The sequence below is a fragment of the Pandoraea horticolens genome (assembly GCF_902459555.1).
Classification (GTDB): Bacteria; Pseudomonadota; Gammaproteobacteria; order Burkholderiales; family Burkholderiaceae; genus Pandoraea; species Pandoraea horticolens.
Map to the genome: position 1 here is coordinate 193,188 of NZ_CABPSM010000009.1, position 26,893 is coordinate 220,080.

Below are 26,893 nucleotides of genomic sequence, written 5' to 3' on the forward strand. Positions count from 1 at the left end.
ACCGATGCGCACGACGTGCCAGCGCCGATGTACGACCTGCGCAACGTTTCGTTCAAGGCAGGCGAGCGCACCTTGCTGCAACCGCTTTCGCTCACGCTAGCCCCGCGCCGCGTGATCGGGCTGATCGGTCATAACGGTTCCGGCAAATCGACGTTGATCAAGTTGTTGGCGCGTCAGCAGGCGCCGGCCAGCGGCGAAATTCGCTTCGAGAACCTACCGCTGAGCGACTGGCAGGGCAGAGCGCTCGCGCGCAAGATCGCCTATCTGCCGCAGCACACGCCCCCAGCCGCCGGTCTGCTCGTGCGTGAGCTGGTGCGCTTCGGGCGATATCCGTGGCATGGGCCGCTCGGCCGCTTTTCGGCACACGATCTGGCGCGTGTCGACGGGGCGATGGAACTCACCGGCGTGGCGCGCTTTGCCAATCGTCTGGTCGATACGCTCTCGGGCGGGGAACGCCAGCGCGTGTGGCTGGCCATGCTCGTCGCGCAGGACGCCGACTGTCTGTTGCTCGACGAACCCATCGCCGCGCTCGACGTGGCGCATCAGGTCGAGGTGCTGTCGCTCGTCCAGTCGCTGTCGCGCACCCGTGGCCTCGGGGTGGTGGTCGTCCTGCACGACATCAACATGGCCGCGCGTTTCTGCGACGAGATCGTGGCGCTGCGAGGTGGCCGTTTGTGCGCACGTGGCACACCGGCCGAGCTGATGACCAGCGAGCGCCTGGAAGACATCTACGGTATTGCCATGGTGGTGATGCCGCATCCGCAGACCGGCGAGCCGGTTTGCGTCGTCCGTTAAGTTTCACCATTGGGGGAAATTGCTATGACCGACCGTTCCACGGGTCAATCGCCTGACAAGACGCGTATCGGGCACGAGTTGTTCAGGCTGTTCCGGCCCTTCCTCCCGATGAGCCTGTTCTCCACGGTGATGGGCGTCGTGGCAGGTCTCACGACGGCATGGCTGCTTGCGACGATCAACGACGGCCTGCATGCCCCTGACGGCATTACCGGCAAGACTGTGGTGACGTTCGTCGTGCTGTGCGCCGTCACGCTCGCTGGGAATGCCATCTCCGGCGTGGGCAACAGTGTGATCGGCCAGAAGATCATCGCGGCGCTGCGCAAGGACATCTCGGCACGCATCGTCTGCGCACCGATTGCCGAAGTCGAGCGGTACCGGGTACACCGCCTGCTCGCGACGCTCAATAGCGACGTCGACACCGTCAGCGCCGTGACCTTCAACTTCCCCGGCTTCATGGTGGCCGTGGCGATCGCGCTCGGTTGCGTGGTCTATATGCTGCTGCTCTCGCCGCTGTTGTTCCTGATTGCGCTCGCGGCGATTCTGATCGGGCTGGGCATCAATCACTATGCGTCGCTGCGTTGGGACTTTCACTACCGGGGTGTACGCGGTGCGCAGGACGAGCTTCAGAAGCAGTACCGCGCCATTACCGAAGGGGCCAAAGAGCTGCGCCTGAACCGTGCCCGCCGTCAACGCGTGTACGGCGAACAGCTTTCCGGCGCGGCCGACCTGATCAGCGAACTGAAGAGCCGTGCCATGCGCCTCTACTACGCGGCCAATGCGATAGGCAGCATGCTGCTCTTCGTGGTGATCGGGTTGATTCTGCTGCTGCAATCGACGCTGGGCGTCGACTCTCGCGCGGTCAGCGGCTTCGTGATCGTGCTGCTCTATATTCGCGGCCCCATCGAGATGATTGCGGGCGGCTTGCCGACGCTGATTCAGGCTCGCGTCTCGTTCCAACGCATTGCCGAACTGACGAGCCAATTCCGTAGCCAGGAGCCGCGCCTGATCGACGGCCCGGCACCGGGCGAACCGGTGTTCCCCGCGATGCAGAGGCTTGCTCTGCGCGGCGCGACGCATGTGTTCCCGGCCGCGGGCGACAGTGCGCCGTTCCAGCTCGGACCGATCAATCTCGAGATTCGTCGCGATGAAACGTTGTTCATCGTTGGCGAAAACGGCTGTGGCAAGACTACGCTGATCAAGACACTGCTTTCGCTCTATACCCCGGCGCAAGGTGAGTTGCTCGTCGACGGCAGGCCGGTCCCGGCAGAGCAGCTCGACGATTTTCGTCAGCAGTTCTCGACGGTCTTCTCGGACTACCACCTGTTCGACGACCTCGTCGGAAGCGACGCGCAAACCCTGACGCGCGCACAGGCCTATCTGGAGCAACTGGGGTTGGCACACAAGGTCAGCATCGTCGACCGGGCGTTTTCGACCGTCGACTTGTCGGCTGGTCAACGCAAGCGTCTGGCGCTGGTGCATGCGTATCTGGAGAACCGTCCGTGGATGGTGCTCGACGAATGGGCGGCCGATCAGGACCCGACATTCCGCCGTTACTTCTATCAGGAGATGCTGCCGGACTTCAAACGTCAGGGCAAAACGCTGATCGTCATTTCGCACGACGACCGGTATTTCGGCCTTGCGGATCGCGTAGTGCGCCTGCATCAAGGCCGCATCATCGAGGAAGCCAGCGGCAGCACGTTTGCTTACGAGGCCAATGTGGATGCCTCGGTGAGCGCACCGGTGGAGTGATTCGAGTCACGTCATGCCATGAAAAAGGGCCGCCAGACTGGCGGCCCCGGGAAGGGGGAAGCGGAAGGGTTAGGCGGGGGTATCAGATGCTGGAACGGCCGAGCCATTCACGCACGTGATCGCCGCGCTCGGCGCGAGGCGTTACCTCGACATTTGCAGGTGGCGTGCCGACGAACAGGAACCCGAGGATGCGCTCATGCGGTTCGAATTCCAGCACCTCGTGCAGATCGCGGTCGTAGGCATCAGGCCCGGTGGCCCAGAAGCCACCGTAGCCAAGGATATGCAATGCGTTGAGGACGTTCATCGTCGCGGCGCCCACGGACAGCAGTTGTTCGCCTTCAGGCACGCTGGTCCTGGTCGAGACCGACGCCGCGATGACAACGATCATCGGCGCCGCGAAAGCCTTCTGGCGCCGTTGTTCATGCGTTTCCGCCGGGAGATCGGGCTGACGCTTGGCCGCGATGTCCACCAGCACCTGACCGAGATCCTCACGGGCTTCGTCGCGAATCACCACGAATCGCCACGGGCGCAACCGGCCATGATCAGGCGCGCGCACTGCAGCCTCGAAGACAAGATTGAGTTCGGCGTCGCCCGGTGCCGGTTCGACGAGGGGCCAGTGCGATTGGCGGCCGAGCAGGGCGTCAAGGGCGAGTTGGCGAGTGGCGTTCTCAGGCACGGCAAAATCGGTGTTCGAACCCATGGGAAATTCCTCCAGTTTTCTGAATGCCAATGATCGGTGATTTCATCGCAAAAATCAAAATGATTCTCATTCACTAATTGAGAATGAATTTCAAAGATAAGGCAGACGAGCCAAGGACGCCCTTATGACGGCACGCGCACGGAAACTCCCTTGTAACGGCCGGTGGCCGGCGGACATCGATGTCTGGCACGTGTCGCTGGCGGCCATCATCGCCGAGCAGGGAGAGAATCGAGACGCCTCTCGCTATCTCGACGCCTACGAAATGGCGCGGGCAGGACGATTTCGCTACGATGCCGACCGTTATCGCTTTACGGTGACGCGTTCGGTATTGAGGGAGTTGTTAGGCGCGTACACGGGGATCGCGCCTGAGTCGGTCATCTTCACGCAGAACCAATATGGCCGCCCGGAACTGGCATCGTCGCTCTCGGGGAAGGGAGCAATGATCTCCTTCAACGTCTCCCACACGGGCAACGATGCCTTGATTGCCATTTCCCGAGCCCGCTGCGTTGGTGTCGACGTTGAGGTGAAACAACGCGTACTGAACTTGCAGGAACTCGCGCCGCTCGTTTGTACCGCACCGGAGCGCGCCGTCATCGAAGTTTTAGCACCAGCGGCGCAACGCGATGCCTTCCTTCGTTGCTGGACAGCGAAAGAAGCCATCCTGAAAGCCATCGGGTTGGGGATTGCGGAAAGCTTGCTGTGCCTGCGCGTGGATGTTGGCAACCGCGCTACGCAGCGCCCCGTGGTCGTAGATCGCACACGACTCGAAGCCGCAGCCTCTCTGAACTTCCGCTGGATCGACGATTTACCGGAATGTCAAATTTGTCTGGCGTGGGAGGGGCGGTATTGAACGACGGCTACTTTGACTCCACGACCTGTCCTGACACGGCGGTACGGCAACTCGTGTGCAGGACTACCCGGGATGTAAAAAACGATTTCCCGTTTCCGGCACAGAGGCTCGGCGCCTCCAGCCCCCAGTGGCTGCATCAACCTCACCGCCCCCCCCGACAGAGCGCACTGCCCCGACTACGCCGGCCGCCAATGTGCGCGTGGTGTATCGGGCCGGTGAGTCATCCGGCATGCCGTCGAGCCGGCTGGAACGCCCGTCTCCCCCCGCAACACCTGCAGTACTTGACGCAGTGCTGGACATACAAGAATGCCGCGGGGCCGATGTGAATCGCGCAGGCACTTCATCACGGCGCTGTTCTGCAATGGCGGCACTCGGGCCGACGCAAACCGCGCGCTCGGTCAAGAATCTGAGCCAAGCAGGCTCGCGTGGCTGAACCTAGAACCCGTCGCCGTATGCGTACTATTAGCTCTGATAGTTGGCTGTGGTCGGATCCTATGGTGTTATGCAAACAAGGTGGAACATACATCTTGTCCTTGCGGCCTCCGAGTCCCAGGCTCAAGCAGAGGTACCCCTTGCCCAGATCACATGAACGGCTTGTAGGGTTTCCTGTGCGGCCAGCCAATTTTGACGTGACCCTCGCCGGAAGTATTTTCAGCAAACTGCTCGTGGAGATAGTTGTGGCGTCCAGCGATTCCTGTCGACCTGTTCCCTTCTGCCACATCGGCGCTGACGTGCGTCGTTCACCTTGGCCACCCGAAACGAACATGCATCCCATCACTTGCTGCGAATTCACTCATCACGACAGTCAAACGGAGAGGGCGAACTTGACGATGAATTCGCAAAGTCAAAATATTTTGTTTTATATAAAACTGCATAAAAATTCTCGATGTGTTTTTGTGCTTTAATAATTTTGTTCGCGTCAATTATCGCAAACTAACAGGAGATGTATAATGAAAAAAATTGCTTACGTCTTGGAGTACGGAGTTATTCATCCTTATTCTGTTCAACCGGATGGTTCTCTATCTCCATTGGGAAATCCGGTTTCATGTGCAAATGCGGTTGGTATCGCCTGCCCCAATGTGTCAAAATTTTCTCCAAAGGGAGACTATTTATTTGTTGTTAGTGAATCCGCCGATCAGAGCGAGAAAACAGGGGCAATAAGCATTTACCATGTTGAAAGTGATGGTTCGCTAACGCCAAAAATCGACCATTACACCAACGGAGTGTCAGATGATCCAAGCTATGTTATTGGATTTTACGTTGGGTCGAGTTTATACTACTTGTACATTGATAATTTTCTTATTGAGAATCCACTTACCGAACAGATTCCTGGTTTTCGGTTCTTATCATCTCAAGCCTCACCTGAAGCCCTGACGCCGTGGACCAAAAATATACAAGGCCTTCCAGATACCGTGATTGGAGACATCGCGACGCTAGAACTTGTTCCCACGCCTGGAGCAACTCCATCCTATCAGGCCCAATTCGTGTTGGCGATCTATCAAGACACGCCGGCCAAGAAATCACAAATCGTTGCTTTGAGCACGAACGCTTTCGGGCTTGCCTATCGTGGTAGCGGGGAAATAAACAGCGCCAACATAGACAGCGACAACGAAGGAAATTCCTTGGCGGCCGATCCTAACGGAAAATTCGTCTACGTCATTCTTGATTCCATGCCGACCAGTGCTCCCAACCCTCTTCAGGTTGTCGGATTTAAATTGGAGAATGGCGGCCAACAATTTATACCGTTGGGAAATGTCGCTCACTTACCGGGCTCAGGTAACGCCGGCGTCGTGAGTCAGAATGGAAAGTATCTCTTTGTCGCCGTCGCGGCAGACATCCTGACCAATCAGGGAGAAAATGTTGTTATTTCGTACAAGATCGGAGTGGATGGTTTATTGACAAAATCCGATCAAAAACCATGCGGTTTTCTGGGCGATAACACAGTGACGTTGGTTATTGAGCCAAGCGGGCGTTATCTTTATGCTCTATCCGAGTTTGGAGGGACCATACAGGTTTATGAAATTAATGACGATGATGGGTCCCTTACGACCAAACTAACGATATCCGTCGACACCCAAGTCAATAGTGTCTTGATTGATATGGTCGTGATCGACATGTAATTTCCCGGCGCCGGCGAAGTTGGCGTTGTTGCATAAATCGAGCGAGAGGGCGGAAGGATGCCGGTGGTGATGGATTCATGCGATGTGCATGGATTGCTGACGTGCAAGGTCCGCCATGCGATTGATCACGCCCACGCGAACCGCAGCCTCGATTACCTGCGAGTCAGTGCGCCGTGCCAGGGGGGCGATTACCGGTGGTCTTCAGGCGGCGACATATCGCGTTCTCGGCACGCGATCGTCGGTGGTAGCCGCAGCCTTTCTTCCACTCGCGGCGTCTGTTGTCAAACGAAGTAAAGATGAGACGCTTCGCGACGAGTCATTCCGGTTTGGCGCATATGGTGCGTCATGTCTCAGTCCCGAATTTCGAGCCCGTTATCAGCACACCATTGCCTGGGCGCTTTTTCGATGGAGTCGTCCTGGAACGCGTACCAGCGCTCCAGGACGACTTCTCGCTCGAGCAAATCCTTGAAGCCCCTTTCCGCCGGAAGAATCCTTCGATCTGTTCGTAACGCGCAGGGCGAGGCTTCTTCCGAGATCCAACTCGTTCCTGTGCGATATCGCGAGGTAGCGCTTCGGGTGGTCGTTCCCCCATATTCAACGGGGCTCAGAAGTAGAGGTCATGCCGCGATGAGCAACTTCCGTTTCGGCGGTACGCCGCCAATGGCCAAGTTTGGCCGCTCGTGATTGTATGTCCACAGCCACTTCGTCGCAGACTCCTGAACGTCGCTCACCGTCTCGAAGAGGTAATGAGTGAGCCCGTCGTATGGAACCGTTATGTTGTAACGCTCGATGTACACGTTCTGTTGTGGTTTGCCGGGCTCGATAAGCTGGAGCACGATGTCACTTCGAACGGCCCACTCCCTGAACGCATCGCTGACACATTCGGGTCCATTGTCGCTACGGATCTTCAGCGGCTTGCCACGCCATTCGATTACCTGATCCAGGGACCGGATCGCGCGTAGCGCGAGCTTGCCAATCAATGGCTAACAACGCTAGGGCGTCCCTGTCCGAGCGCTTACGATCATTTTCTGAAAGCCGTATGTTCAACAACAGGACATTATTGATGTCGCCAGATTGAGGTAATCGACCGGCATAAGCGGACTCTCACTAATCACTCAGCACGAGAAGCAATTCGTCATTGCTACCCGAACGTATGAATATTCATCTTGTCAGCGGAATCTTGTACTCTCGATCAATCAACGAAAATGATATTCGTGCATGCGTAACCGCTCGGCGCGAGAAAGATGTGGTCAGTCTATGGGGAAAAATCGCCGACTGGGTTCTTGGCACAAAAAGCGAGGCTGCCAAGGTCGCTCTCTTTCGCCTCTCCCACGCGGACACGTTAGCACAACAACTGTCCTCGTTTTCTGAACTTAGACAGTATGTGGCGCCTGCACGGCAAGACTCGTTGACGTGGCAGATCTCCGACAGTGACTCTCCCGTTTTCCGAATAGGGGATTTTGATATCCCGTGCCACGCCGCTACGGAAAACACCATGGCGAACCTCCCCCCCTTCGATCTCGATGACAGATGCCGCCTGCTTTGTTCGATGCACTACGATGGCCAGAATGTTGTCTCTGAGTATCACCATTTCGCAGCGGAAACCTTATTGTTGCCAGAATCGGACGGGAACGCTGATCCAGTGCTCGCGGCCCAGGAAAGGTTTGTGAGCCTGACGCCCAGCCTGCTCCGCTCCCTAAAGCTCATTGGCCTGGACCAAAATGATGTCCAAGGCAATTTCGCTCGTGACATTCATCAGACCGTTGAGCGCATGGTCTCTCAAATGACGGGAGACAAGGACACCGCTGTACGGGCGGCTCGGAATGCAGAGAACCTGTCGATCTTTGCCAGCAATATCATGCGCGAGGTCAATGCGCCGGACACGTCGATCTCCCGTAGTGACGCCGCACAAACACATGGCCGTGAGCCGGTGCTGATCGACAGCCCGCTAGACGCCATTCGCGCCATTCGTCTTAGTGCGCTGAATTCGCATGAATACCTATCGCCCTCCGCCGCCGCGCTTGAGCTGCTCACCAATTTGCTTAAAGCCGGCCAACTGCGCGAGGCGAACTTCGCCTATGCGGCGTTCGCCGAACGGTATCCGCGCAATGCACGCTACGTCGCGGGCATAGTGCCCGCCAAGGTGCTCAACCACTACTGGATGGGCCACCTCGACTATCTCGGCAGCCAGCGCGTGCCGACGTGGCAGGCGCAGAATCCCAAGTGGGCGGACAATGGCGTGGAAGCGCTTCTCGGTGGCACGCTCGATACGTGGGCGGAGCAAGCGTTGGCTGAAATTCGCATGACCGCAGCGCGATTGCCGGCGTTGAGCGTTTGAACCCGCCTCGGCCTTCCTGGGGCGTCGCGGCATGCGCCATGCATGCATGGGGTGAAGGGGCGTGACGCGCCAGCCTGGTTTGCCGGTGAAGACTGAGTATTGTCATTCGAAGCACTGATCGGTTGCGCCTCACGGGGCGTCCCGCCTTGGCCGCCATAGCTAGCACGGCAATGGGCGCAGCGGTAGGGGGCCCAAGCAGTTGAACACTGAGCCGGTACGGTGCCTCATAACCGCAGCGCTGGCACGCGGTTGCCAGAGCTCCATGGTGCGCTTGGCAAGTGCGTAGGTTCGCAATCTGATGCGGTGCCGATACAGCTGCCGTCCACGCTCTGATCGATGAGCGCGGCGCCTGGATGCTGCATGCCAGATGCTGCTTGCGGGCAAAGTCATTGGCCTACGCCGCGGCCGCTGCGGGCTTTGCCGACCGGAGCCACATGTGACGCGCCATTTCTCGAAGACGTTTAGCCTGACGCCTGGACGCTGGGCCCAGATCGCGAGAGTTTCAGGCTAGGCGGAACACACCCACGATCGTTCAGTACGGCTACGGGGTGCCCCCCGTATCCTCGATCCGTCAACTTTTGAACGGAGAGAACGATGTCCCAATCCACGACTTTTTCCGCAGCGCCGACCGACCACGGCCAGTGCCGGAGCCTTGATCTGCGCGGCAAGATCGCACTGATCGACGGCTACTGGTAACCGCGCGTCGTCGCGGAGATGAACCACTATCAGTTCAAGGTCGTAAAGGTTGAAGGCGACTTCAAGTGGCACCGCCATGCAGATACGGACGAAACCTCCATCGTCCTTGAAGGGGAACTGCGCATCGCCTATCGGGCGACGGCTCGATCGTGCTGCGCACCGGCCAGACGGCAGTGGTGCCCAAAGCCGCCGAGTACAGACCGTGTGCGCACGGCGAAGTGAAGATGCCGCCGATCGAGCCGCGTGGCGTGGTGAACACTGGAGATGGTGTAGCCAACGAACGGACGGTGCAGAACGATCCGTGGGTATGAGGCGAACCGCGCGGACTCATGCCGTAACTGACGACGAAATCAGCCGCCAATTTTATCCTATCAACCCGTCGGCTACGTTTGTGGTGTGACGGGCGGGTTCCCGTGAGGACTCGTAAGGTTGGGATCGGGTTTTACACGTACCAAGAACCTCTCGCCAATCACAACTAATTTCAGGGGAATCTCACGAAAGTATCATGTTCTCGTCATGGAAACTATGATTGCAGGTCGTAATATAGATTCAACCAACGGTTCTGGACGATATGTTGGGTTGATGACGACGTAGCACGCCTTAATAAGGAAGAACAGAAAATTTAAAGCTCATCACCTGTGGAAATCAATCAAAAACAAGAGCAGTACGCGCTGCTGAAGATGGCAGCATTCATTGGCTTAAATAAAGGAGCATTGTATGCGCACTCTTTCTCTCGGTGAAGTTGAACTTGTTTCTGGTGCAGGCGTTAACACTGGTGACGCTATTAATGCAGGCGCGGCGTCGGGTGGGGGTATCGGTGTAGCCGTGGGTGGCATTGGCGGCGCCATGATTGGCGGCCCAGTAGGTGCCGCAGGTGGTGCAGCTATCGGCGCGTTGGTAGGATCATGGGTCGGTGGCGCAATTGGCGGGGTGGGTTCGCTTTTCGAGTGGTGGGGGTAAATAACCTTTCCGACAACCCAGCCCAACCTGACCGTATTTTACAGCAGGTGAATCCAAGAGTAGACACTGCTAAGGATGGCAGCATTCATTGATTTAGATAAAGGAGCATCGTATGCGCACTCTTTCTCTCGATGAAGTTGGACGTGTTTCTGGTGCGGGCGTTAACGTTGATGACGCGATTACTGCGGGCCAGATTATCGGTGCAAGCGTCGGTGGCGTTGGTGGCGCTGCAATTGGCGGCCCAATTGGCGCCGTAGGTGGCACAGCTGTCGGCTGGTTGGCAGGGTCAGTGATCGGTAGGGTAATCGGCGGACTGGGCTCGCTTTTCGATTAGTTGGATTAAATATTTGTCCGGCAACCCAGTTCAACTTTATTTTACGGAAGGCGGATCTAAGTTTTAGATCCGCCTTAAATATCCTACATGGAATATCGGCGCAAGACTAATTTTCTGCTCAATACAATCGCCACCGACCGGCATCATGTTTGTCTAGCAGGCTGTCGATAAGTCGGACCGCATCCGAGGGCTCTTGATGCTGACGGCATGCACGCCGTGGATCAGTTCATCCGGTTTGAAATCGAGCGCCCCGGCACACCGAGGCGGGCATGTGCGTTCGATTCAACCACATATTTTGTCGATACGCGACTCCCGATGAGGGCGAGTATGTAACGGCCAATATTCAAATCCGCTTGCGACAAACACTTAAATCGGTCAGCTTTGATGGCGTCAAACCCTCTCTTCCGGCATGAAGCGCTGCAGGCCCAGCGCGCCAGCGGGCTAAGCGAGATTATCCTCGTGCGCCCCCTGTCGCTGACGCTGCTGACTACGGCGGCGAGTGCAATGGCCGTCTGCGTGCTTCTATTTTTCACGTTCGGCACCTATACGCGGCGCACGACGGTCAGCGGCGTCGTGATGCCGGACGCGGGGCTGGTGAAGGTCTATGCGCCGCAGCCGGGCATCGTCGTCGAGCGGGATATTAGGGAGGGCCAGCACGTTACGCGTGGACAGACACTGTATACGGTGTCCACCGACCTGCAGAGCGCAGCGGGGGGAGCCACGCAAGCCGCGCTGATCGCGCAGGCGAGGCAGCGCAAGGCGTCCTTGCTTTCGGAAATGGACAAGACGCGCACTCTGCAGCAGGACGAACGCGCAACGGTGCGCGCGAAAACCGCGACTTTGCGACACGAGCTTGCGCAGATCGAAGACCAGCTCGCAGCGCAACAGTTGCGCACGTCGATCGCAGCTGACGCTGCGAAGCGCTATCGCGGCCTTTTGGCCCAGGACTACATCTCGAAGGACCAAGCACAACAACGCGAGGCCGACCTGCTCGATCAGCAGTCGAAACTGAAAGGACTACTACGAGAGCGCGCATCGACAGCACAATCGCTGACGGAAGCGGACAACCAACTAGCCGGCCTTGATCTCAAGCACCAGAACCAGCTCGCGCAGATCGATCGCAACGTGATTGACGTCGATCAGAACCTGATCGAAAGCGAGGCCAAACGCCGGATCGTTGTCACTGCGTCGCAAGATGGCGTGGTGGCGGCGGCGGTTGCCGACGTCGGCCAATCAGTCGATACGTCACGGCCACTCGCGAGCATCGTGCCGAGCGGCGCGCAGTGGCAGGCGCATCTGTTCTTGCCGAGCACGGCGATCGGCTTTGTGCGGATCGGCGAGCCGGTGCTGATCCGCTATCAAGCGTTCCCCTATCAGAAGTTCGGCCAATACCGCGCAGTTGTCGTATCGATCGCGCGCGCAGCGCTGTCCGCGACAGAACTCGCGAATGACGGCGGCCCAGCGGCGACGCCGGGCGAGGGACGCGACGCGACCTTCTATCGCGTGATCGCTGCGCTTGATGATCAGAAAATCACAGCGTCTGGCACGAAGCAACCGTTGCAGGCCGGCATGACGCTGCAGTCGGATATCCTGCAGGAGCGCAGACGCCTGTATGAGTGGGTGCTCGAGCCGCTTTACGGTTTGACCGGCAAACTATGATGGGCTGCGCATGATGTTATTCGATCGCCTCTCGTTAGGCCTCAGCCGCAAGCTGCCGATGATCCTGCAGACCGAAGCCGCGGAATGCGGGCTCGCGTGTCTCGCGATGGTGGCCAGCTATCACGGCCATCACGTGGATCTCGCTACGCTTCGTGGACAATTCTCCGTATCGCTGAAGGGGGCGGGGCTCGGACGAGTGATCGAAGTCGCGCAACACCTCGGGCTCGGAACGCGAGCGGTTAGGCTCGATATGGCGGAATTCGGCCAGCTTCGCTTGCCCTGCCTGCTGCACTGGAATTTCAATCACTTCGTCGTGTTGAAAAACGTGAGCGGCAGGATCGCGACGATTCATGATCCGTCGCATGGTATCCGAAAGATGCCCCTCACCGAGGTATCGGAGGCGTTTACCGGTGTCGCGCTCGAGCTATGGCCGGCCGCCGGGTTCGCACCGCGCGCGGCGCGTCCTGCGGTGAAACTGCGCGAATTGCTGGGTCCAGTGTCGGGACTGTCGCGTTCGATCGCGCAGATCCTTACGCTCTCCATCGCGCTCGAAGTCTTCATGCTGGTGCAGCCGTTCTTCCTGCAGTGGGTGATCGACGAAGTGATCGTCAGTGCCGATCGCGACCTGATGACAGTACTGGCACTCGGCTTCGGCCTGTTGCTGCTGATGCAGCAGGCAACCGGCACAATTCGGGCGTGGGCGCTGATGTATGCCGGCGTCACGCTGAATATACAGTGGCGCGCGAACGTCTTTTCACACCTGTTGAGCCTGCCAGTGCGATATTACGAGCGGCGCCACCTCGGCGACGTAGTGTCGCGGTTCGGCTCGACCGAGATAATTCAGCAAACCCTGACCACGTCGTTTCTCAGCGCGGTAATCGACGGTCTGATGACGATCGTCACGCTCGTGATAATGATGATCTACAGTCGCGTGCTCGGGCTCGCGGCGCTCGCGACCATGGCGCTCTACATGCTTGTGCGGTGGCTCTGGTATGCGCCGTTGCGGCGCGCGACCGAGGATCAGATCATGCATGCCGCGAAACAGCAGAGCCATTTCCTTGAGACCGTGCGTGGCGTGAAGACGATCAAGCTGTTCAACCGGCAGATGGAGCGACGCGCGAGTTGGATCACTCTGCTCGTCGAGCAGCTCAACGCCGGCCTACGTGTGCAGAAGCTGCAGATCTTCTACCAGCAGCTCAACGGCCTACTGTTCGGAATCGAGAATCTGCTGATCATCTGGCTAGGCGCGCGAATGGTGATGGACGGCCAATTTACGGTCGGCGCGCTGATGGCGTTCAACGGGTACAAGGGACAGTTCGACAGCCGCGTGGGGAGCCTGATCGACAAGTATTTCGAGCTCAAGATGCTGCAGTTGCAGGGTGAGCGGCTAGCCGACATCTTGCTCGAGAAGGCAGAGCCGGATACGAGCTTGCGCAGCGTCGCCGGCGAGGAGGGAGCACTCGAAGCAAGCATCGACATCGACGGTCTGTCGTTTCGTTATGCGGACGGCGAACCACTAGTGCTGAACGGTGTGAGCGCGAAGATCGCGGCGGGCGAATCTGTTGCGATCATCGGTCCATCCGGTTGCGGTAAGACGACTCTGGTCAGCGTACTCATCGGCGTTCACGAGCCGACGAGCGGCACCGTGCGTATCGGCGGGCTTGACGTCAACCGACTCGGCGTCGAGCGGCTGCGCGACCTCGTCGGCACAGTGCTGCAGGACGACGTGCTGTTCGCTGGCTCGATCGCGGACAACATCAGCTTTTTCGATCCCGGAGCCGATCCAGACTGGATCGCCGAATGCGCGCGGACTGCCGCCGTGCACGACGACATTGCGGAGATGCCGATGGGCTACAACACCTTGGTCGGCGACATGGGCACCGTGCTGTCCGGCGGACAAAAACAACGCGTGCTGCTAGCGCGCGCGCTCTACAAGCGGCCCCGCATTCTCATACTCGACGAGGCGACCAGCCATCTCGACGTGCAGCGCGAGATGCAAGTTAACACTGCGGTCACGCGGCTCGCGATGACGCGCCTCATTGTGGCCCATCGCCCGGAAACGATAGCGTCGGCGCAGCGCGTGATTATGTTGAAGGGCGGCAAGGTCGTGCTAGACCAATCGACCGCAGCGATGGCCACAATGACGGCCGCAGATCAGCCCCCGCAGGCAGCCGATTCGACCGCACCGGGCACCTGATGATGAAGCTGATACAGCGACTCGCGAACCTGCTAAGTGCGGTGGCACTGATCGCGTCGGTATTTCCGGCGCACGCGCAGCGGCTCGACGTCCCTTTGACGCACACAGACGTACCGGCAACGCCGGGCGCTTCGATGGCATCGAGTATCTCATGCGACGGCGCGAAGGCTGGTGATCGCCCGCTTGCGCTCGAGGATGCAATCCTGCTCGCGATCTGTTCGCACCCACTGCTGGAGGGGGCTTGGGCGGACGCTCGTGCGGCAGCGGCCGACGTCGACGTGTCGAAGGCTGCGTACTGGCCCACTCTGAACGCGACGACCGGCGTCGAGCGCGACAACGCGACGACGAACTACAATTTGGGTTATTCGCAGAATCAGAGCAGCACCAGCCGCTATGGCATGCTCAACCTGAGCTGGGTGCTGTTTGATTTCGGCAAACGTGGCGCGACGCTGGATCGCGCACGTGCCTTGCTACGTGCGGCCAATGCAGCCAACAACGATGCGCTGCAGAGAGTTTTCTATGATGCTGCGCAGGCGTTTTACGCGCTACGCGACGCGCAAGCGGCGCTCGACGCGGCGCACGCGGTCGAGCGCGGCGCGCAGGAGAGTCTGGCAGAAGCCAACGCGCGGCATGACGGCGGCACGGGGACGCTGGCCGACTCGCTTCAGGCACAGACCGACTATCGCAAAGCATTGCTGGAGCGCGTGAACGCGGAAGGGGAGCTGCAGTCCGCAGTCGGCACGCTCGCGACGACACTGGGCGTCGATCCCGACACGCCGCTGCGCATCGCTGACGCGGGCCCGTCGCCGGATCTCGGCGAATTTACGAGCGGCGTTTCCGACTTAATCGCGGAAGCGAAGCTTCATCACCCGACGCTGATCGCCGCGCGCGAGAAGCTCGAAGCGGCGCGCGACCAGATCCGCATCGTGCGAACGCAGACGCTGCCGACGATCTCGCTAATCGGCAATCTCTCCCGCAACAACCCGTCGTTTCAGCAGCAATCCGGTCCGCTGCAAGTGCAGAGCAGTCACGGCAATTCCATCGGAATCCAGATCTCGATTCCGCTGTTCGATGGATTCCTGTCCGGGCACCGCGTCGCCCAAGCGAAAGCGCAGGCCGAAGCGCAAGAAGCCAACGTGCGCAGTACGGAACTGAAGGTATCGCTCGACGTGTGGAAGAGCTACCATAACCTGAACACTGATACGGCGAACCTCGACAATTCGCAGCATTTGCTCGATATTGCACTGCGTTCGCTCGAGGTCGCGCGCGGCCGTTACAAAGCTGGCGTCGGCACGTTCACGGAATTGCTGAACGCCCAGCTGGCGCTTGCCGATGCGCGCCGGCAGCGAGTACTCGCGGTATCGAAATGGCGGGTCGCGAGACTGAAGCTGGCGGAAAGCCTCGGGAGGTTGGGCGCGTGGAATATGGGCCGGTAACACAGACGCGCACGGCGCGAGGTGGACGTCGGATCAAGACGACGCGGCGATGCACTGCTGTGTCCGCTGGAGCGGGTGAAGCGTCAGCCCCAACCCGCCCGGATTCTGCAGCCAGGGCCTAATTTGAAGCTGGCGCCGGAGATTGAGGATCGCCAATTCTTCGACCTTCAGCGGGGTTTCTCAGGGAATCATGGACTCGCATACCTTCGCTTGCGATCTGTGCCATTCTCTGCGCAGACAATTCTGCCTCATCCCTCTCCCTTTCCAGGCCAGCCGGGTACCTGTCAAGCGCTGTCCTCAAGGAACTCATTCGCTGGTTAAGGCTATAGGCTTCTTGCGCGAGGTCCATCGCTTGCTGTCTGAGTTCTTGCGCCGCAATGGGGTCCCGTTCAGTGGTACGTTGATGATAGTAATTACGCAAAAACTCGGGTCGTTGCTGCCGCAGGGCGTCAGCCCGGCTTTCGATATCCGCGGCATCTCGACGGTAAGTACTCATCCATTGAGCTACAAGTTCAGGTTGCGGTCGGAGGGGCTCTGATGAAACAGGCGACGTAAAGGGATCAAAAGACGTCCAGTCGATGGTGGGGCGGGGTGCATACACCATTGAACTCGATTCGCCATGATTCGCTTCGGCCGTCGATTGTGTTCCGATACCCCCCCTGCTAGTGGAAAGCGTATCAGTGGAGGGCGAATCTGGCAGCCCTGTTCCCACAATAGGAGGGGACTGGCTGCTTCGCACGCCTTCTGGACTCGAAGCGCCATCGTTGACACGCGAGATGCCGTTTTCTCCCGGCGGCGATGGAAAGTACTTCTCAACCAATGCGTACAGCGCGGCCGCTGTATCGATGTCCAAGTTGCCGTCATAGTTGCTCGGGCGGAAATGAAGCTGAAATGCGCGGACAAGTTGCGAGAACGCTTGAGGCATACCCTGCGCAATCGAGGTGTCGTAGCCGTAGACGCGGAATTTCTGCGTGACTTCCCCAATCGACGGCAGTCCCTGAAGATTAAAGAGATCGACATATTTCTGTTTGGTCGCTTCGTCGTACCACGCGCCGATGCCTGAGTCGTGAAATGCCTTCCATGGGAAGCAGGGGCCGGGGTCGCTTTTGCGCCCAACGGCAATGTCCGAATGACCGACCACATGGGTGGGCGTAATGTCGGGATACCGCTGAAGGATGTTCTGCGCGAGCTGACGGGACGCTTCCAGTTGTTCCGGATTGTAGGGCGGGAAGTGGATATCGCCGCTGCAGCTATCGCTTGCGGCGAGGTTCACGTGCTCGATGCCGATCGAACTATCGTTGAGGTTGGTGCGATCTGCCCATGCGCTGTTGCCCGCGTGCCACGCGCGGTTGGATTCATCTACAAGGTTAAATACCTGAACGTTGGTGCGGCCGGAGTCCCTATAGGAAGGATCGGTTGGATCGGGGACTAGGTAATGCGCACTGACTTTCGACTTTTCGCTCGCTAGCGATTGGATCGAGTCCCTGAAATTCTGGGCCGTGTAGTGCATGACCAAAAAGCGCACGCGACTGTTGTAGCTGACGGTCGAGCGATAGCTGTTGTAGTCGATCGGGGCTATGGGTGCCGATGCACCGGAAGATACCGTGGCAACATCGGCTACCATCCCCGTCTGCTGCCCTTGAGGTGCCGTGGTCGCTGTGGCTGAAACGGCGGCGAATTGGGCAGAGAAGGCAGAGCCACCTGAAATTGGCATCATGTCAGCACCTCGATTTCGATTCGATAAATTGGCAGGGAGACAACCGAACGCTTTATCCAGACCCCACGCGATGGAAAGTGCCCGCTCAGCAAAACACTCGACTTGGAGCATCACGCAAAGCCAGCGTAGGAGTCAATAATATCTCGCTGCCCAGCCCGAAAATTGCATAAATCGTTCACGCCATCCTGCACAATACGCGTCGTGACACGCCAATGATGCCTCGATGCGCATGTCCGTAACGAACTCAACGGGGCAGGCTCAGTTGAGGCCGAGCGTCGCAACGAATACGGCGAGCATGCCCAGCGGCAGGCCATTCGGGATGGCTATTAGCGGGCGCGCAGAATTGACTCACGTGATTGAGGCGTCGCAAGACAGCGCAGGCGGCGGCATTGCGAGCGCGAATCGTGCTGGCCTGCGCCGATGGCATCGACGACGTTAGCTGCCGGGCACGCGTCACGTCATCTCCATGCCTATAGACTGACGTCGTCGAAATCGAGGTATGCCGCAGGTTATCTCTGACCGTGGTCAGGTCCGTGCCGCGCATGAACGCACGCGTTGCGTGCGTGTGTCGCATCCAATAGGGACTCGCGCAGCGCAGCTTTTCTGCTAATTGCTATCTGCCTGGAGGATATCGACGCTCCGACTGAAAAATCGCCGCATTATCTTCCGCAGACGTAAATGGCGAAAGCAGTGCGAGTGCGCACGTGGTGCACCGTGACGAGGATTTCCCTGTGCCGGCGGTTAATAGCAAAAAAAGCAAGAGCGCGACGAATAAAAATGAAGGTTTTTTGAAATCAGGAGTTTCGGAAAAAGCGTAACGTTTCATCTGAGAGATCGGCAGTAACGCGTTGGGACATGTGACTGGATTCTCCTATCGACACCAATCCGTGCATCGTCGAACTTTGCAGTAACGCCCGGTGCAATCCGTTGATCTGTTTCGCATCAAGCTGCCCAAGCCGCCCAACGTGCCAGCCTGAGGAGATGATCAACGTATCACGTCCGAATTCGTTGTCAGGAACTCTCACTAAGATGATCGTCCCAACCGCAACACCACCCCAAGGTCCCCGTATTGCCGCCGGCGCGGCCTCTCATGAGGGGAGTGCCCACCGCACGAATGGCAGTCAGAGCGGCATGGCCGCCAACATTCGCGCCGTTTTTTGCAGCGTGGGCCAATCGTTCGCGAGCAAGCTCGGCCAAGCTCGCGATTTTGTGCGAAACATACCGGGCAATTTCCAACACGCCGTAAGGTCAGTTTTTCAGTTCGGAACGGCAGAGACAAATCAGCCCCAAAGCTCATCCACGGTGGACGAGTTGAGAACGGATCTCGCATTCGCGACGCAAGCGTCAATGATGGCATCGGGCAGCGCCATCATTGAACATGGGCATGCGCCACTGCCCCGGGAGCTGTCCGCGGCAGTGCACAACATGCTCAATGTTCTGGAGCCCGGTTTTTTCGATCGCCAACCGAGACGGGTCAAGGACGCCACAGAACGCCTGAAGCCACTTGCCGATAAGCGACAATTGACGCGCCAGGATCTGTTGACGCTTATCGACGCCACAAACACCTTGCGACACCTTCCGCCGCCAATGCAAGATCGGTTCTCCCCCACACAACGCGCCAGCATCAAGCAGTTGGAACGCACCACCCATCAGTTCCTGGGGCCGACAACTGCCTTGCTCGCCAGTCTGGAGCGCTTGAGCGCCGACTTGGAAGCCAAACAACGCGTGCCGGACATCATTGAATACTTGAAAGAACACCGTCCCGACATGCTGGAGCTCGACCCGGCCTTGGGGGATTACCGGCTAAACGAAACTGGCATGAGAGACTACGCTGGCGTCAAACGCGTATTCGATATGCGCACCAAGAAACGCCACATGATCGAGCCAAACGAGAAGAACATGACCGATCACGAAAAGAATGTCTCGAAACTCATTTCGAACGGATACGCTCGCTATCAGAACGCGCTACGGGCACCAGACGATCGGTTTGAGACAAAAAAGACGCTGATTGAATTTGCGCAAATCCTTGAGAGTCTCGTGCAGGCGAAACCCGAGCGGGTGCGCCTCGAGCGTTACGCGAGCGTCTTTCCGGGAGGTATCGCGCATCCGGATATGCTGGTGCAGGGGCGCGAATACACCGAGCCCGGTATCGTCTTCGTCGGCGGTGAGAGGCCGGCCGACAAAGGCTATCGAATGATCATCAAACTGACGAAGGGGTTCCCCGTCGATGCGAGGGCGTTTTACGGTCACCATCGCGGTGATGACGAAAAACTACAGTGGCTCACGCTCCCCGGGGCGAAGTTCCGTTTTGACCGCTGCGAGGAAGGCCGGCTGGAGAAATACACCACGTACCACTTCACACAGATTGAGCGTTGAATGACAGTGCATTCTTGATGCTGCTCTCGTGCAGCCGAAACGCGCAGTTGGTCCGGCTCAGCCCCACGATGATGGAAACGGGGTTCCAACTAAAGTGAAACTGGATGACCGGCGTTTGGCCTTTGGGAGCTCGGGTACGAGAACCCGTGCGGGGCGCTCGCTGATAGCCCACTCGAATTCCACCTGACCTCATGCCACGTTACCCATGCCAATCACTCCCTCCAGCTCATGTTTGCTAGCTGCGCCGGTTCGGCCGTTGAGCGCACCTTTCTCCCCATCCCAGCAAGTCAATGAAGCCCAAAGGCTGGCGGTTGAGTATGTGGGTCAGGAGGGTGAACCGGGGCACGAGCGGCGCTGCACCACATTATTGGCCGCGCTCGCCTGGACTCATTGCCAGTTCAGCCAGATAGGTGGCGCCGACATCAAGCTGGCGCGCCGGGATTTGATTCAACATCTGGCCCGTTCATGCCGAGAAGAGGTAGACGCCGAGGCATTGGCTGATACTCTCGCAAGCCTTTGCGTTGTTAACGCGCGCAATAGCCAGTTCCCTGGTTCCTCGCCAGTTCATGTGCTGCTCGCCCGTGAAGTGCTCGCCACGCTGGATACTCGTGTGGACGCGCATGAGCTTCTGAGTGATCTGATCCGAAGCTTGTCTGGAGAACATGACAATGGCGTCGATGAACTCTACCGGTCTGCGCTATGCGCATGGGTGGCTATCGGGCCACAGGAGTGGGGCGACAAGGGGGGACGCGCGATCGCCAAGGACAGGATTCTCAATATGGCCGATGGCAAACTGGATTTGCGTGGATTAGGGTTAGACTGTCTACCCGAATTGCCTGCGGGCCTCACGTCGCTTGACGTAAGCTGCAACAATCTGACCGAGCTGCCGGCCTTGCCCGTGGGTCTCGTGACGCTCGACGCAAGCGTCAACCAGTTGACCCAACTGCCGGAGTTGCCCGAGGGCCTCACGACGCTTAACGTATGCGTCAACCAGTTGCCTTATCTGCCGGAACTGCCTACGAGCCTCACAGGGCTTGGCGTGAGAGACAATCGCCTGACCAAGCTGCCAGAATTACCTAAGGATCTCACGTGGCTCAGCGCGTATAACAATCAGCTGACTCGCCTGCCAGCCTTGCCCACGAGCCTCACGGAGCTCTGGGTGTATTGCAACCAGTTGACCGAGCTGCCAGACTTGCCTGCGAGCCTCGCGCTGTTTGATGCCAGTTGCAACCAACTGACCCGCCTGCCGCCAAGCGTGTTGAGCATGCCGCACGATGGTCAGGTATATGTTGAGAACAACCCATTCTCGCCGGCCCACTTGCAACGACTGCGTGTGGCCACGTCTGTGTCAAGGTACAGTGGGCCACAGATCCACTTCTCCGTCGAGGCTGCCGATGTGAGCATCGCAACGGCGCGCCCCCTTCCCGAAGCGGTTCGGGACTGGTTCAACAGCAACGAGCAAGCACAGGTTCACCGATGGCGAGCGCACAGCGAGGAAGCGCACGCTGCGGAATTCTCTCTGTTTCTGGACCGTTTGAAAGTATCGGTCAACTATCATGCCGGCTTCAAAATGGCGGTCGCCAGTTGGCTATCCCAGCTCGCCCAGGACGGGGAGCTTCGCCAGCTAGCCTTCCAGACCGTCCAAGGGGCTACCGAGTCCTGCGAGGATCGGGTCGCGCTTACTTATAACAACCTGACGAAACTCAGTCATGCGCACGCAGTCACCCGTGGCGAATATGATGCCAGGCTCGACGAGATCGTCGATCGTGGGCTCGGCGCATTTCGCTTGGACGCGCTGGAGAAGATCGCCCGCAAGAAAGCCCAAACGTTACCGCTGGTTGACGAAATCGAAGTCTACCTGGCCTATCAGGTCCAGTTGCGTGACCGGCTGAAATTGCCTACCGACATCGCAGACATGCGCTTTTTCCATGTCTCAGGGGTGGTGCCGAAGGATCTGAGGGATGCCGAGCAAGAGGTTCGCGCTCAAGAGTCCGCAGAGTTCCCTCAATATTTCCTGGTGGAATGGGAGCCTTGGCAGCAGGTACTGGCGCGGTTGGATCCTGAGGGGACAGAGCGAGCGCGTCGGAAATTGCAAGACATACTCCCCGCATATGAACAGGAAATGGCGGCGCGGCTGGCCAATCTTAGACTGCCGGAAGATCCCGATACGCAGGCACAGGTCGGGGTTGGCATCATGAAGGCACAGCAGTTGGAGGTCTATAAAGAGCTCACTCGGGAGTTCTTGCGCAAGCGGGATAAGGAGGCGCTCATGGACCAGATCATGAGCACTGGGGGAAACCTTACTCCGCCAAGTCCACCCGCTGGCTGGCCAGCTTTCGGTTGATGCAGTTACCGGAATTGGTCCGGCGCCAGTTGCCCCAAGGCGCTATGCGGACGAACCGAATTGTAGTCGATTCGCCATGTTTCGATACGTTTGCGTACGTCTTCAAGGCCGACAAACGCGTGCTGGTTTAGATATTCTTCCCGTAGCCCACCGCAAGTCAGATTCATTCGAAAGCCGTTTATCTGGGTCGTATCAGACCCACCATCGGCATGCCCAACGCCGTTGCCAGGCGGCTCATGAGCGAAATGTAGTAGACGAAACGTGGGCAGGCCGTAATCTATGAGTGGCGCCTATCCACTTTCAAAGAATGAGCGGTCATGCAGATATTTAGAACTGGACATGATGTCCGAGCGTATGCGCGAAATCATGAAGGCGTCGCTCTTCGCGATCAGCGCGACGAGGACACCGAAATCGTTCGCAACCTAATTCGTGATTTCTCAGGGAATCCATTCTTCCTGGAACGGGTGAGGTCGGCCGTCATGTATCTGCACCGGCAGTTGAATTTCGGGGCCGGTGATGTGCCGTTAAGCGCCTCGGGATTTGCTTTTCTTGTCGGAACGGGGAATCCTTCCCCTGACAGGGAGCAACTGGAATGCATGTCAGCGGCCCTTATTCGCCTGTGCACCCGCCGTCATGCCACATTTGACAAGATCTTTTATAGCGAATCACACCTTCCTCGTCACATCGCCGAAATCCTGCGAGATTTGACTGACCTAGTGAGCGTTGCTCACAGCCTGCCAGTGACAGTGGAGCACCGAGCCTCTTCAGAAGAGCCGCCTGTCGAACCAGCCGGATGCCATGCGGATTTGCTTGTGGTGCAACACGGCGCCTAGGAAAGCTCGGCTTTCCCTGTCACAGGCTTGCCTTCCTTCAGCACGCCAACAATCTGCGCTTCGGAGAATCGCTTGCTGGGCTTCCGGACTTGAGCGGCAGTCCACGCCACCGTCCTCCGAGGCTTCGTAGGGTGGCCATCGGCACGCTGCAACCTTTTCCTTGCCCCCGGCCTCAGCGTGCCTTTTCGCACAAGCGATCTCACTGTGTGGGAATTCAGGTTACGAGCTCGCGCCCACGCTGTCACATCGAGCTTGGAATTGTGGGCCAGTGCGTCACTCAGCGCCCGCAAGTCGTCCGTCTCCACCTTCCTAAGGCGCGGTGGTTTTCCGTCGGCCACATCCAACCGGCTCTGTACCTCCGGCGTTAACGCGCCTTTGAATACACAACTCGCTATTGTTCCGGGATGAAGGTCGTTCACCCGTGACCACCCTGTCACATCAAGCTCGGGGTTGTCGGCCAATGCGTCACGCAGCGCCCGCAAGTCGTCCATCCCCATCGTCCTGAGGCGCGGCGCTTTCCCGTCGGCGACATCCAACCGGTTTTGCGCCTCCGGCGTCAGCGCGCCTTTGCATACATAATTCCTTATTGTCCGAGGCTGAAGGTGGTTCGTTCGCGCCCACCCTGTCACATCAAGCCGGGGGGCGTGGATCAGCGCGTCACGCAGCGCCCGCAAGGTTTGGATGCCTACCTTTCGACGGCGGATTCTTATTGGAGGAGATATCAAGCCATCACCTGTCCCGCTGCCTGCGTCCTGGGACGCTATCTGTTTTTCCGCTGCGCGTGCTTCCGGCAGATGCTGTTGTTGAACCGGGCCCGACGGCATGCAGGCCAACGCTCCAGCATTGGCCTGCGGCACTGGCGCGGCATTCATGCAGGCTTGCATCCCTTGGAGTATCAGGGCTGTTGCTTCAAAGGACAGCGGGCGCTCAGGCGAGCTTGATGGCATCTCGGCCAATGCTTCAGCATTGACGTGCCGCTCGAAACTCTTCTGAATAGCCTCAAACCTGCCCAATAGTTGCGATGTTCCGGGGGACGGCGTTTGTTGGGTGAAGTTCAGCAAAGCGTCCATCGCCCCGGCATGGATAGGCGGTCCCGTTCGCCTAGCGGGCTGATCTGCCTGGTGTACTAAGCGCACGTTGACGCCGACAATAGTCGACTGCGTGGATGTTGACGTCGACCGGCGCACGTTTCCCGAGGCCTGTCCGGTGCCTATCGCCATTCTGAGGGGCGGCAGGAGTTGGCCCAGGCCCAACGGCATACGGGACCACCCATCAGCTTGGCGCACTTCACACACGTTGGCGCCAAGGGTAGTCGACTGCGTTGTAGTAGTAGGGAGTGCCGACGTTGACGTCGTCACGGGGAACCGGGAGCGCGGGGCTCCAGCGCCGGAAACGGGATACATTGAACTTATCTCACGGAAGCGCTTTCGATCGCAGCGTGCCCGTCATCGTCGCAGCCCGCCGTGCGCCTTTTATTGTCGCAGAGGCTCATCGTCCGCATTTGCACAAATCGCTCATTCGGTAGTCGGTAAAGGCGATGATTGCTTCAATGTGGCGAGGTGGCCTCACTCGTTCGGACAGTATTTTGATATTTTTGTTAAACCGTTGACGAAGCAGAATCATCAACGTTTCTTCTGACTATAGGACTGACACCATGTCCCGCGCCTTTTGCCTCGCCGCGCTGGCCGTGCTCTATATCGATGTTATCTGCCCCCTCCAGAGGGACGCCTTTTGCGAGGAAAAGGATCGGTGGAAGCTTAAGTGACAAAGATAAATTATTCAGCAGACCTTAATAACCGGGTGGGCGCATTTTGGGCTGACCGAAACCTCGAGGCGCGGAAACTGGAGCTGCGCCGCAAGGAGCGCACCGGCACGTCGCACGATTTCACGGTGCCCGCGATGGCAGAGAACTTGGCATTCATTCGGGCGGTTCATGGCTCGCCCTACAAGTCAGCGGGAATGACTCCCCTGCCGAAGCCTCACGCGCTTGCCCTCATCACCTTGCTGTCCGTGCTGCCGGGTGGTGGATTTGCGGCCCGGGCGAGCGCGGGTTCCGATCCGCATTCGGCTTCCATCGCTGGCGGCAGGGTGCCAACTGATGTGTTGCCGCCCGTACTGTCGCAGCGCGTCGACGTCGGTTTGAATGCGCCGGTTCACAGAGAACTTCCGGCAGCTCCCATTTCGTTGTTCGCAGACCCCGCGAGTGGGGCCGTCTCGTCGTCCTCGCAGGCAAGGGACAAGCGCGCGGCGGACTCCACGCCTCAGTCGGTGGTCATACCTCTGCCCCGTGTGCATAGCCGTCGGGAGTTGGCCAGACGAGCGCTGTTTCTGGCCGGGCTGAATCCGGACAAAACCTACTCCGTCCGGGATGTCTTCCCAACGGGCTCCGAGGTGCCGGGAGACGCAGATGTCGAGCACTCGATGAGTCTGCAGGATATCTATGTCGAGCACGGAAAGGTCAAATTTCCTGCATTGACTCGTCGCGTGAAGGATGCTCCGGACCTGGACAGGTTACCCAATCTGGACAGGTATTTTGACGCGGAATTCGAACGGGCGATGAAAGTCCAGGAAATGGACATGGCGGAAGCCGTCCAGAGCTACATTGACACATCTGGCATCGATTCCTGGTCAACGCCCGCGAGAGTATTTTCTGTCAGTTGCCAGCGTCAGGCTTGGATGCCTCTTGGCCACTACACGTCGCCTAATCACTATACGATCGACGGGAAATATGGCCATATCCTTGATGTTGCTCAGGGTAGCCAACGCCGAGTGTATGCCGTTTCCATCTCGAATAGTGAGCTGACCATCGATGAGGTATGGGATAAATACTGGCTCACCAATAACCTGAAAAAGTTCTTCGGCCGGTCCGAACATTGGCCTGCATTTCTAAGGCCACCAACCAGTTATGCACGGACGTCTGATGCTGCCAAGGCTATTGCAGAAAAGCTAGTTGACGTAACGAGAAGCCGGCAAAGAGAGGAGGCATTCAGATCAACCGAAATGGAAGAGTATGTCGACCAGTACCGTTTGGATCTTGCTTTGGCCGCCACAGATATAGTGCCAGTGGGTGCTGGAGTCAAAAGAGGCATCAAAGTCGCTTCAAAAATCGTCGGGACGGGTCCCGCAGCTTCGAGCGGTGTGTCACATGGCGCCGCGGCTGCTGCCAGGTCGCTAAAGAAAGCGACCATTGTCAGAGATGCCCCGCCAAAAATAATTGGTAGTGGCACGATTGGCAGGGTTTATCAGGTCAACACGGATCACCTGATCAAGGTGTACAACAACCCGTACGGTATAAAGAACGGTGCACTTTACCGGTCAAGCCTGGATCGTGCCAGAAATAGTGAGGAGGCATTCACGCGACTCTATGGTAAGGGCACCGCGAAAGTCGCGATAAGAGACGGCTTCTATCCAACACAGCCGATCGTGGCTTTGCAAATGAAGAAAATACCTGGGGAATCGCTGGATTCGATATTAAAGAGCGGCGACCGGGAACTCATCGAGGAAATCCTGCAGCAATTCCGGGACAAACCTGTGGCAAAGCGGTTGGTAGACAGGTTGGAGTCGAAGGGGATCGTTCATCACGATATCAACCTTGGAAATATCCTCTACGACCGGGGGACGGGGCAGTTCAACCTGATTGATTTTGACAGTGCCACCTTCGATCCTTTAACCAATTCACAATCTGCGAATATGTTGAGGAAGCTCGAGTCTGACTTTGCGGAGTTCGCGCGGCGAAGCTGATAGGAGGGTAAACCCTGATCAGATTCCGATCCATTTTCCGGGAGTTGA

The 26,893-nt window shown here is 58.2% G+C and carries 16 protein-coding genes and 5 pseudogenes; 13 read left to right on the forward strand and 8 right to left on the reverse strand.

Annotated elements, in window-relative coordinates; all coding sequences use genetic code 11:
- Nucleotides 1-27: 27 nt before the first annotated feature.
- Nucleotides 28-795 carry an ATP-binding cassette domain-containing protein gene (locus tag PHO31112_RS16095; protein WP_246178293.1) on the forward strand — a complete coding sequence of 256 codons (768 nt, stop codon included), beginning with the start codon at nt 28-30 and terminating at the stop codon, nt 793-795.
- 24 nt (nt 796-819) lie between these two features.
- Nucleotides 820-2,544 carry a cyclic peptide export ABC transporter gene (locus PHO31112_RS16100; protein ID WP_150621412.1) on the forward strand — a complete coding sequence of 575 codons (1,725 nt, stop codon included), beginning with the start codon at nt 820-822 and terminating at the stop codon, nt 2,542-2,544.
- 82 nt (nt 2,545-2,626) lie between these two features.
- On the opposite strand, the gene PHO31112_RS16105 is transcribed toward PHO31112_RS16100, so the two are convergent.
- Nucleotides 2,627-3,244 carry a nitroreductase family protein gene (locus PHO31112_RS16105; RefSeq protein WP_150621413.1) on the reverse strand — a complete coding sequence of 206 codons (618 nt, stop codon included), beginning with the start codon at nt 3,242-3,244 and terminating at the stop codon, nt 2,627-2,629.
- 124 nt (nt 3,245-3,368) lie between these two features.
- Between PHO31112_RS16105 and PHO31112_RS16110 the strand changes: the two genes are divergently transcribed.
- A complete protein-coding gene (locus PHO31112_RS16110) occupies nt 3,369-4,094 on the forward strand; it encodes a 4'-phosphopantetheinyl transferase family protein (RefSeq protein WP_150621414.1) in 726 nt (241 codons plus the stop codon).
- 950 nt (nt 4,095-5,044) lie between these two features.
- Entirely contained in the window at nt 5,045-6,214 is a 1,170-nt protein-coding gene (locus PHO31112_RS16115) for a beta-propeller fold lactonase family protein (RefSeq protein WP_150621415.1), read from the forward strand.
- A 75-nt stretch (nt 6,215-6,289) separates the two neighbouring features.
- On the opposite strand, the pseudogene PHO31112_RS27670 reads toward PHO31112_RS16115, so the two are convergent.
- Nucleotides 6,290-6,488 (reverse strand): annotated as a pseudogene (locus PHO31112_RS27670) (IS5/IS1182 family transposase); the annotation flags it as partial.
- 343 nt (nt 6,489-6,831) lie between these two features.
- Nucleotides 6,832-7,179, reverse strand: a pseudogene (locus tag PHO31112_RS16125) (integrase core domain-containing protein); the annotation flags it as partial.
- 188 nt (nt 7,180-7,367) lie between these two features.
- On the opposite strand from PHO31112_RS16125, the gene PHO31112_RS16130 reads away from it, so the two are divergent.
- The 5 genes and pseudogenes from PHO31112_RS16130 (at nt 7,368) to PHO31112_RS16155 (ending at nt 15,834) form a co-directional block, all read left to right on the forward strand.
- On the forward strand, nt 7,368-8,552 hold the full coding sequence (locus tag PHO31112_RS16130; RefSeq protein WP_150621417.1) for a hypothetical protein: 1,185 nt from the start codon (nt 7,368-7,370) through the stop codon (nt 8,550-8,552).
- 594 nt (nt 8,553-9,146) lie between these two features.
- Nucleotides 9,147-9,559, forward strand: a pseudogene (locus tag PHO31112_RS16140) (cupin domain-containing protein).
- Nucleotides 9,560-10,923: 1,364 nt separating this feature from the next.
- On the forward strand, nt 10,924-12,201 hold the full coding sequence (locus PHO31112_RS16145) for an HlyD family secretion protein (protein ID WP_174995744.1): 1,278 nt from the start codon (nt 10,924-10,926) through the stop codon (nt 12,199-12,201).
- Nucleotides 12,202-12,211: 10 nt separating this feature from the next.
- Nucleotides 12,212-14,398 (forward strand): peptidase domain-containing ABC transporter, encoded by a 2,187-nt coding sequence (locus tag PHO31112_RS16150; RefSeq protein WP_150621418.1) that lies wholly within the window; start codon nt 12,212-12,214, stop codon nt 14,396-14,398.
- A gap of 2 nt (nt 14,399-14,400) precedes the next feature.
- The gene (locus PHO31112_RS16155) at nt 14,401-15,834 is read left to right on the forward strand and encodes a TolC family protein (protein WP_150621458.1); all 1,434 of its coding nucleotides are present in this window, start codon (nt 14,401-14,403) and stop codon (nt 15,832-15,834) included.
- Nucleotides 15,835-15,952: 118 nt separating this feature from the next.
- Here PHO31112_RS16155 and PHO31112_RS27935 read toward each other — a convergent pair whose 3' ends face one another.
- Both PHO31112_RS27935 and PHO31112_RS27680 read right to left on the reverse strand, forming a co-directional pair.
- On the reverse strand, nt 15,953-17,662 hold the full coding sequence (locus tag PHO31112_RS27935; RefSeq protein ID WP_281355101.1) for an N-acetylmuramoyl-L-alanine amidase: 1,710 nt from the start codon (nt 17,660-17,662) through the stop codon (nt 15,953-15,955).
- A 316-nt stretch (nt 17,663-17,978) separates the two neighbouring features.
- Nucleotides 17,979-18,229, reverse strand: a pseudogene (locus tag PHO31112_RS27680) (tyrosine-type recombinase/integrase); the annotation flags it as partial.
- Between the two features lie 351 nt (nt 18,230-18,580).
- Here PHO31112_RS27680 and PHO31112_RS16170 point away from each other — a divergent pair.
- A complete protein-coding gene (locus tag PHO31112_RS16170) occupies nt 18,581-19,927 on the forward strand; it encodes a hypothetical protein (protein ID WP_150621419.1) in 1,347 nt (448 codons plus the stop codon).
- Nucleotides 19,928-19,940: 13 nt separating this feature from the next.
- Here PHO31112_RS16170 and PHO31112_RS16175 read toward each other — a convergent pair.
- Nucleotides 19,941-20,101, reverse strand: a pseudogene (locus PHO31112_RS16175) (IS630-like element ISCARN39 family transposase); the annotation flags it as partial.
- Nucleotides 20,102-20,183: 82 nt separating this feature from the next.
- Here PHO31112_RS16175 and PHO31112_RS16180 point away from each other — a divergent pair.
- Entirely contained in the window at nt 20,184-22,271 is a 2,088-nt protein-coding gene (locus tag PHO31112_RS16180; RefSeq protein ID WP_174995745.1) for an NEL-type E3 ubiquitin ligase domain-containing protein, read from the forward strand.
- Nucleotides 22,272-22,276: 5 nt separating this feature from the next.
- Here the strand turns inward: PHO31112_RS16180 and PHO31112_RS28220 are convergent, their stop codons facing one another.
- Nucleotides 22,277-22,438, reverse strand: coding sequence for an integrase core domain-containing protein (locus PHO31112_RS28220; RefSeq protein ID WP_150621421.1), 162 nt, complete (start codon nt 22,436-22,438; stop codon nt 22,277-22,279).
- A 150-nt stretch (nt 22,439-22,588) separates the two neighbouring features.
- On the opposite strand from PHO31112_RS28220, the gene PHO31112_RS16190 reads away from it, so the two are divergent.
- A complete protein-coding gene (locus PHO31112_RS16190; protein WP_150621422.1) occupies nt 22,589-23,104 on the forward strand; it encodes a hypothetical protein in 516 nt (171 codons plus the stop codon).
- On the opposite strand, the gene PHO31112_RS16195 is transcribed toward PHO31112_RS16190, so the two are convergent.
- Complete coding sequence (locus PHO31112_RS16195; RefSeq protein WP_150621423.1) at nt 23,101-24,165, reverse strand: hypothetical protein; 1,065 nt, start codon at nt 24,163-24,165, stop codon at nt 23,101-23,103. The genes PHO31112_RS16190 and PHO31112_RS16195 overlap by 4 nt on opposite strands.
- A 700-nt stretch (nt 24,166-24,865) precedes the next feature.
- On the opposite strand from PHO31112_RS16195, the gene PHO31112_RS16200 reads away from it, so the two are divergent.
- Nucleotides 24,866-26,845, forward strand: a complete 1,980-nt coding sequence (locus PHO31112_RS16200; protein ID WP_150621424.1) for an OspG family effector kinase — start codon at nt 24,866-24,868, stop codon at nt 26,843-26,845.
- Nucleotides 26,846-26,893: the final 48 nt, after the last annotated feature.

What these genes read in the sequence shown, in the direction of transcription:
- PHO31112_RS16095 (WP_246178293.1), top strand. Translation starts at nt 28, where the DNA reads ATGTACGACCTGCGCAACGTTTCGTTCAAGGCAGGCGAGCGCACCTTG.
- PHO31112_RS16100 (WP_150621412.1), top strand. Translation starts at nt 820, where the DNA reads ATGACCGACCGTTCCACGGGTCAATCGCCTGACAAGACGCGTATCGGG.
- PHO31112_RS16105 (WP_150621413.1), bottom strand. Translation starts at nt 3,244, where the DNA reads ATGGGTTCGAACACCGATTTTGCCGTGCCTGAGAACGCCACTCGCCAA.
- PHO31112_RS16110 (WP_150621414.1), top strand. Translation starts at nt 3,369, where the DNA reads ATGACGGCACGCGCACGGAAACTCCCTTGTAACGGCCGGTGGCCGGCG.
- PHO31112_RS16115 (WP_150621415.1), top strand. Translation starts at nt 5,045, where the DNA reads ATGAAAAAAATTGCTTACGTCTTGGAGTACGGAGTTATTCATCCTTAT.
- PHO31112_RS16130 (WP_150621417.1), top strand. Translation starts at nt 7,368, where the DNA reads ATGAATATTCATCTTGTCAGCGGAATCTTGTACTCTCGATCAATCAAC.
- PHO31112_RS16150 (WP_150621418.1), top strand. Translation starts at nt 12,212, where the DNA reads ATGATGTTATTCGATCGCCTCTCGTTAGGCCTCAGCCGCAAGCTGCCG.
- PHO31112_RS16155 (WP_150621458.1), top strand. Translation starts at nt 14,401, where the DNA reads ATGAAGCTGATACAGCGACTCGCGAACCTGCTAAGTGCGGTGGCACTG.
- PHO31112_RS27935 (WP_281355101.1), bottom strand. Translation starts at nt 17,662, where the DNA reads ATGCTCCAAGTCGAGTGTTTTGCTGAGCGGGCACTTTCCATCGCGTGG.
- PHO31112_RS16170 (WP_150621419.1), top strand. Translation starts at nt 18,581, where the DNA reads ATGATCGTCCCAACCGCAACACCACCCCAAGGTCCCCGTATTGCCGCC.
- PHO31112_RS28220 (WP_150621421.1), bottom strand. Translation starts at nt 22,438, where the DNA reads ATGAATCTGACTTGCGGTGGGCTACGGGAAGAATATCTAAACCAGCAC.
- PHO31112_RS16190 (WP_150621422.1), top strand. Translation starts at nt 22,589, where the DNA reads ATGCAGATATTTAGAACTGGACATGATGTCCGAGCGTATGCGCGAAAT.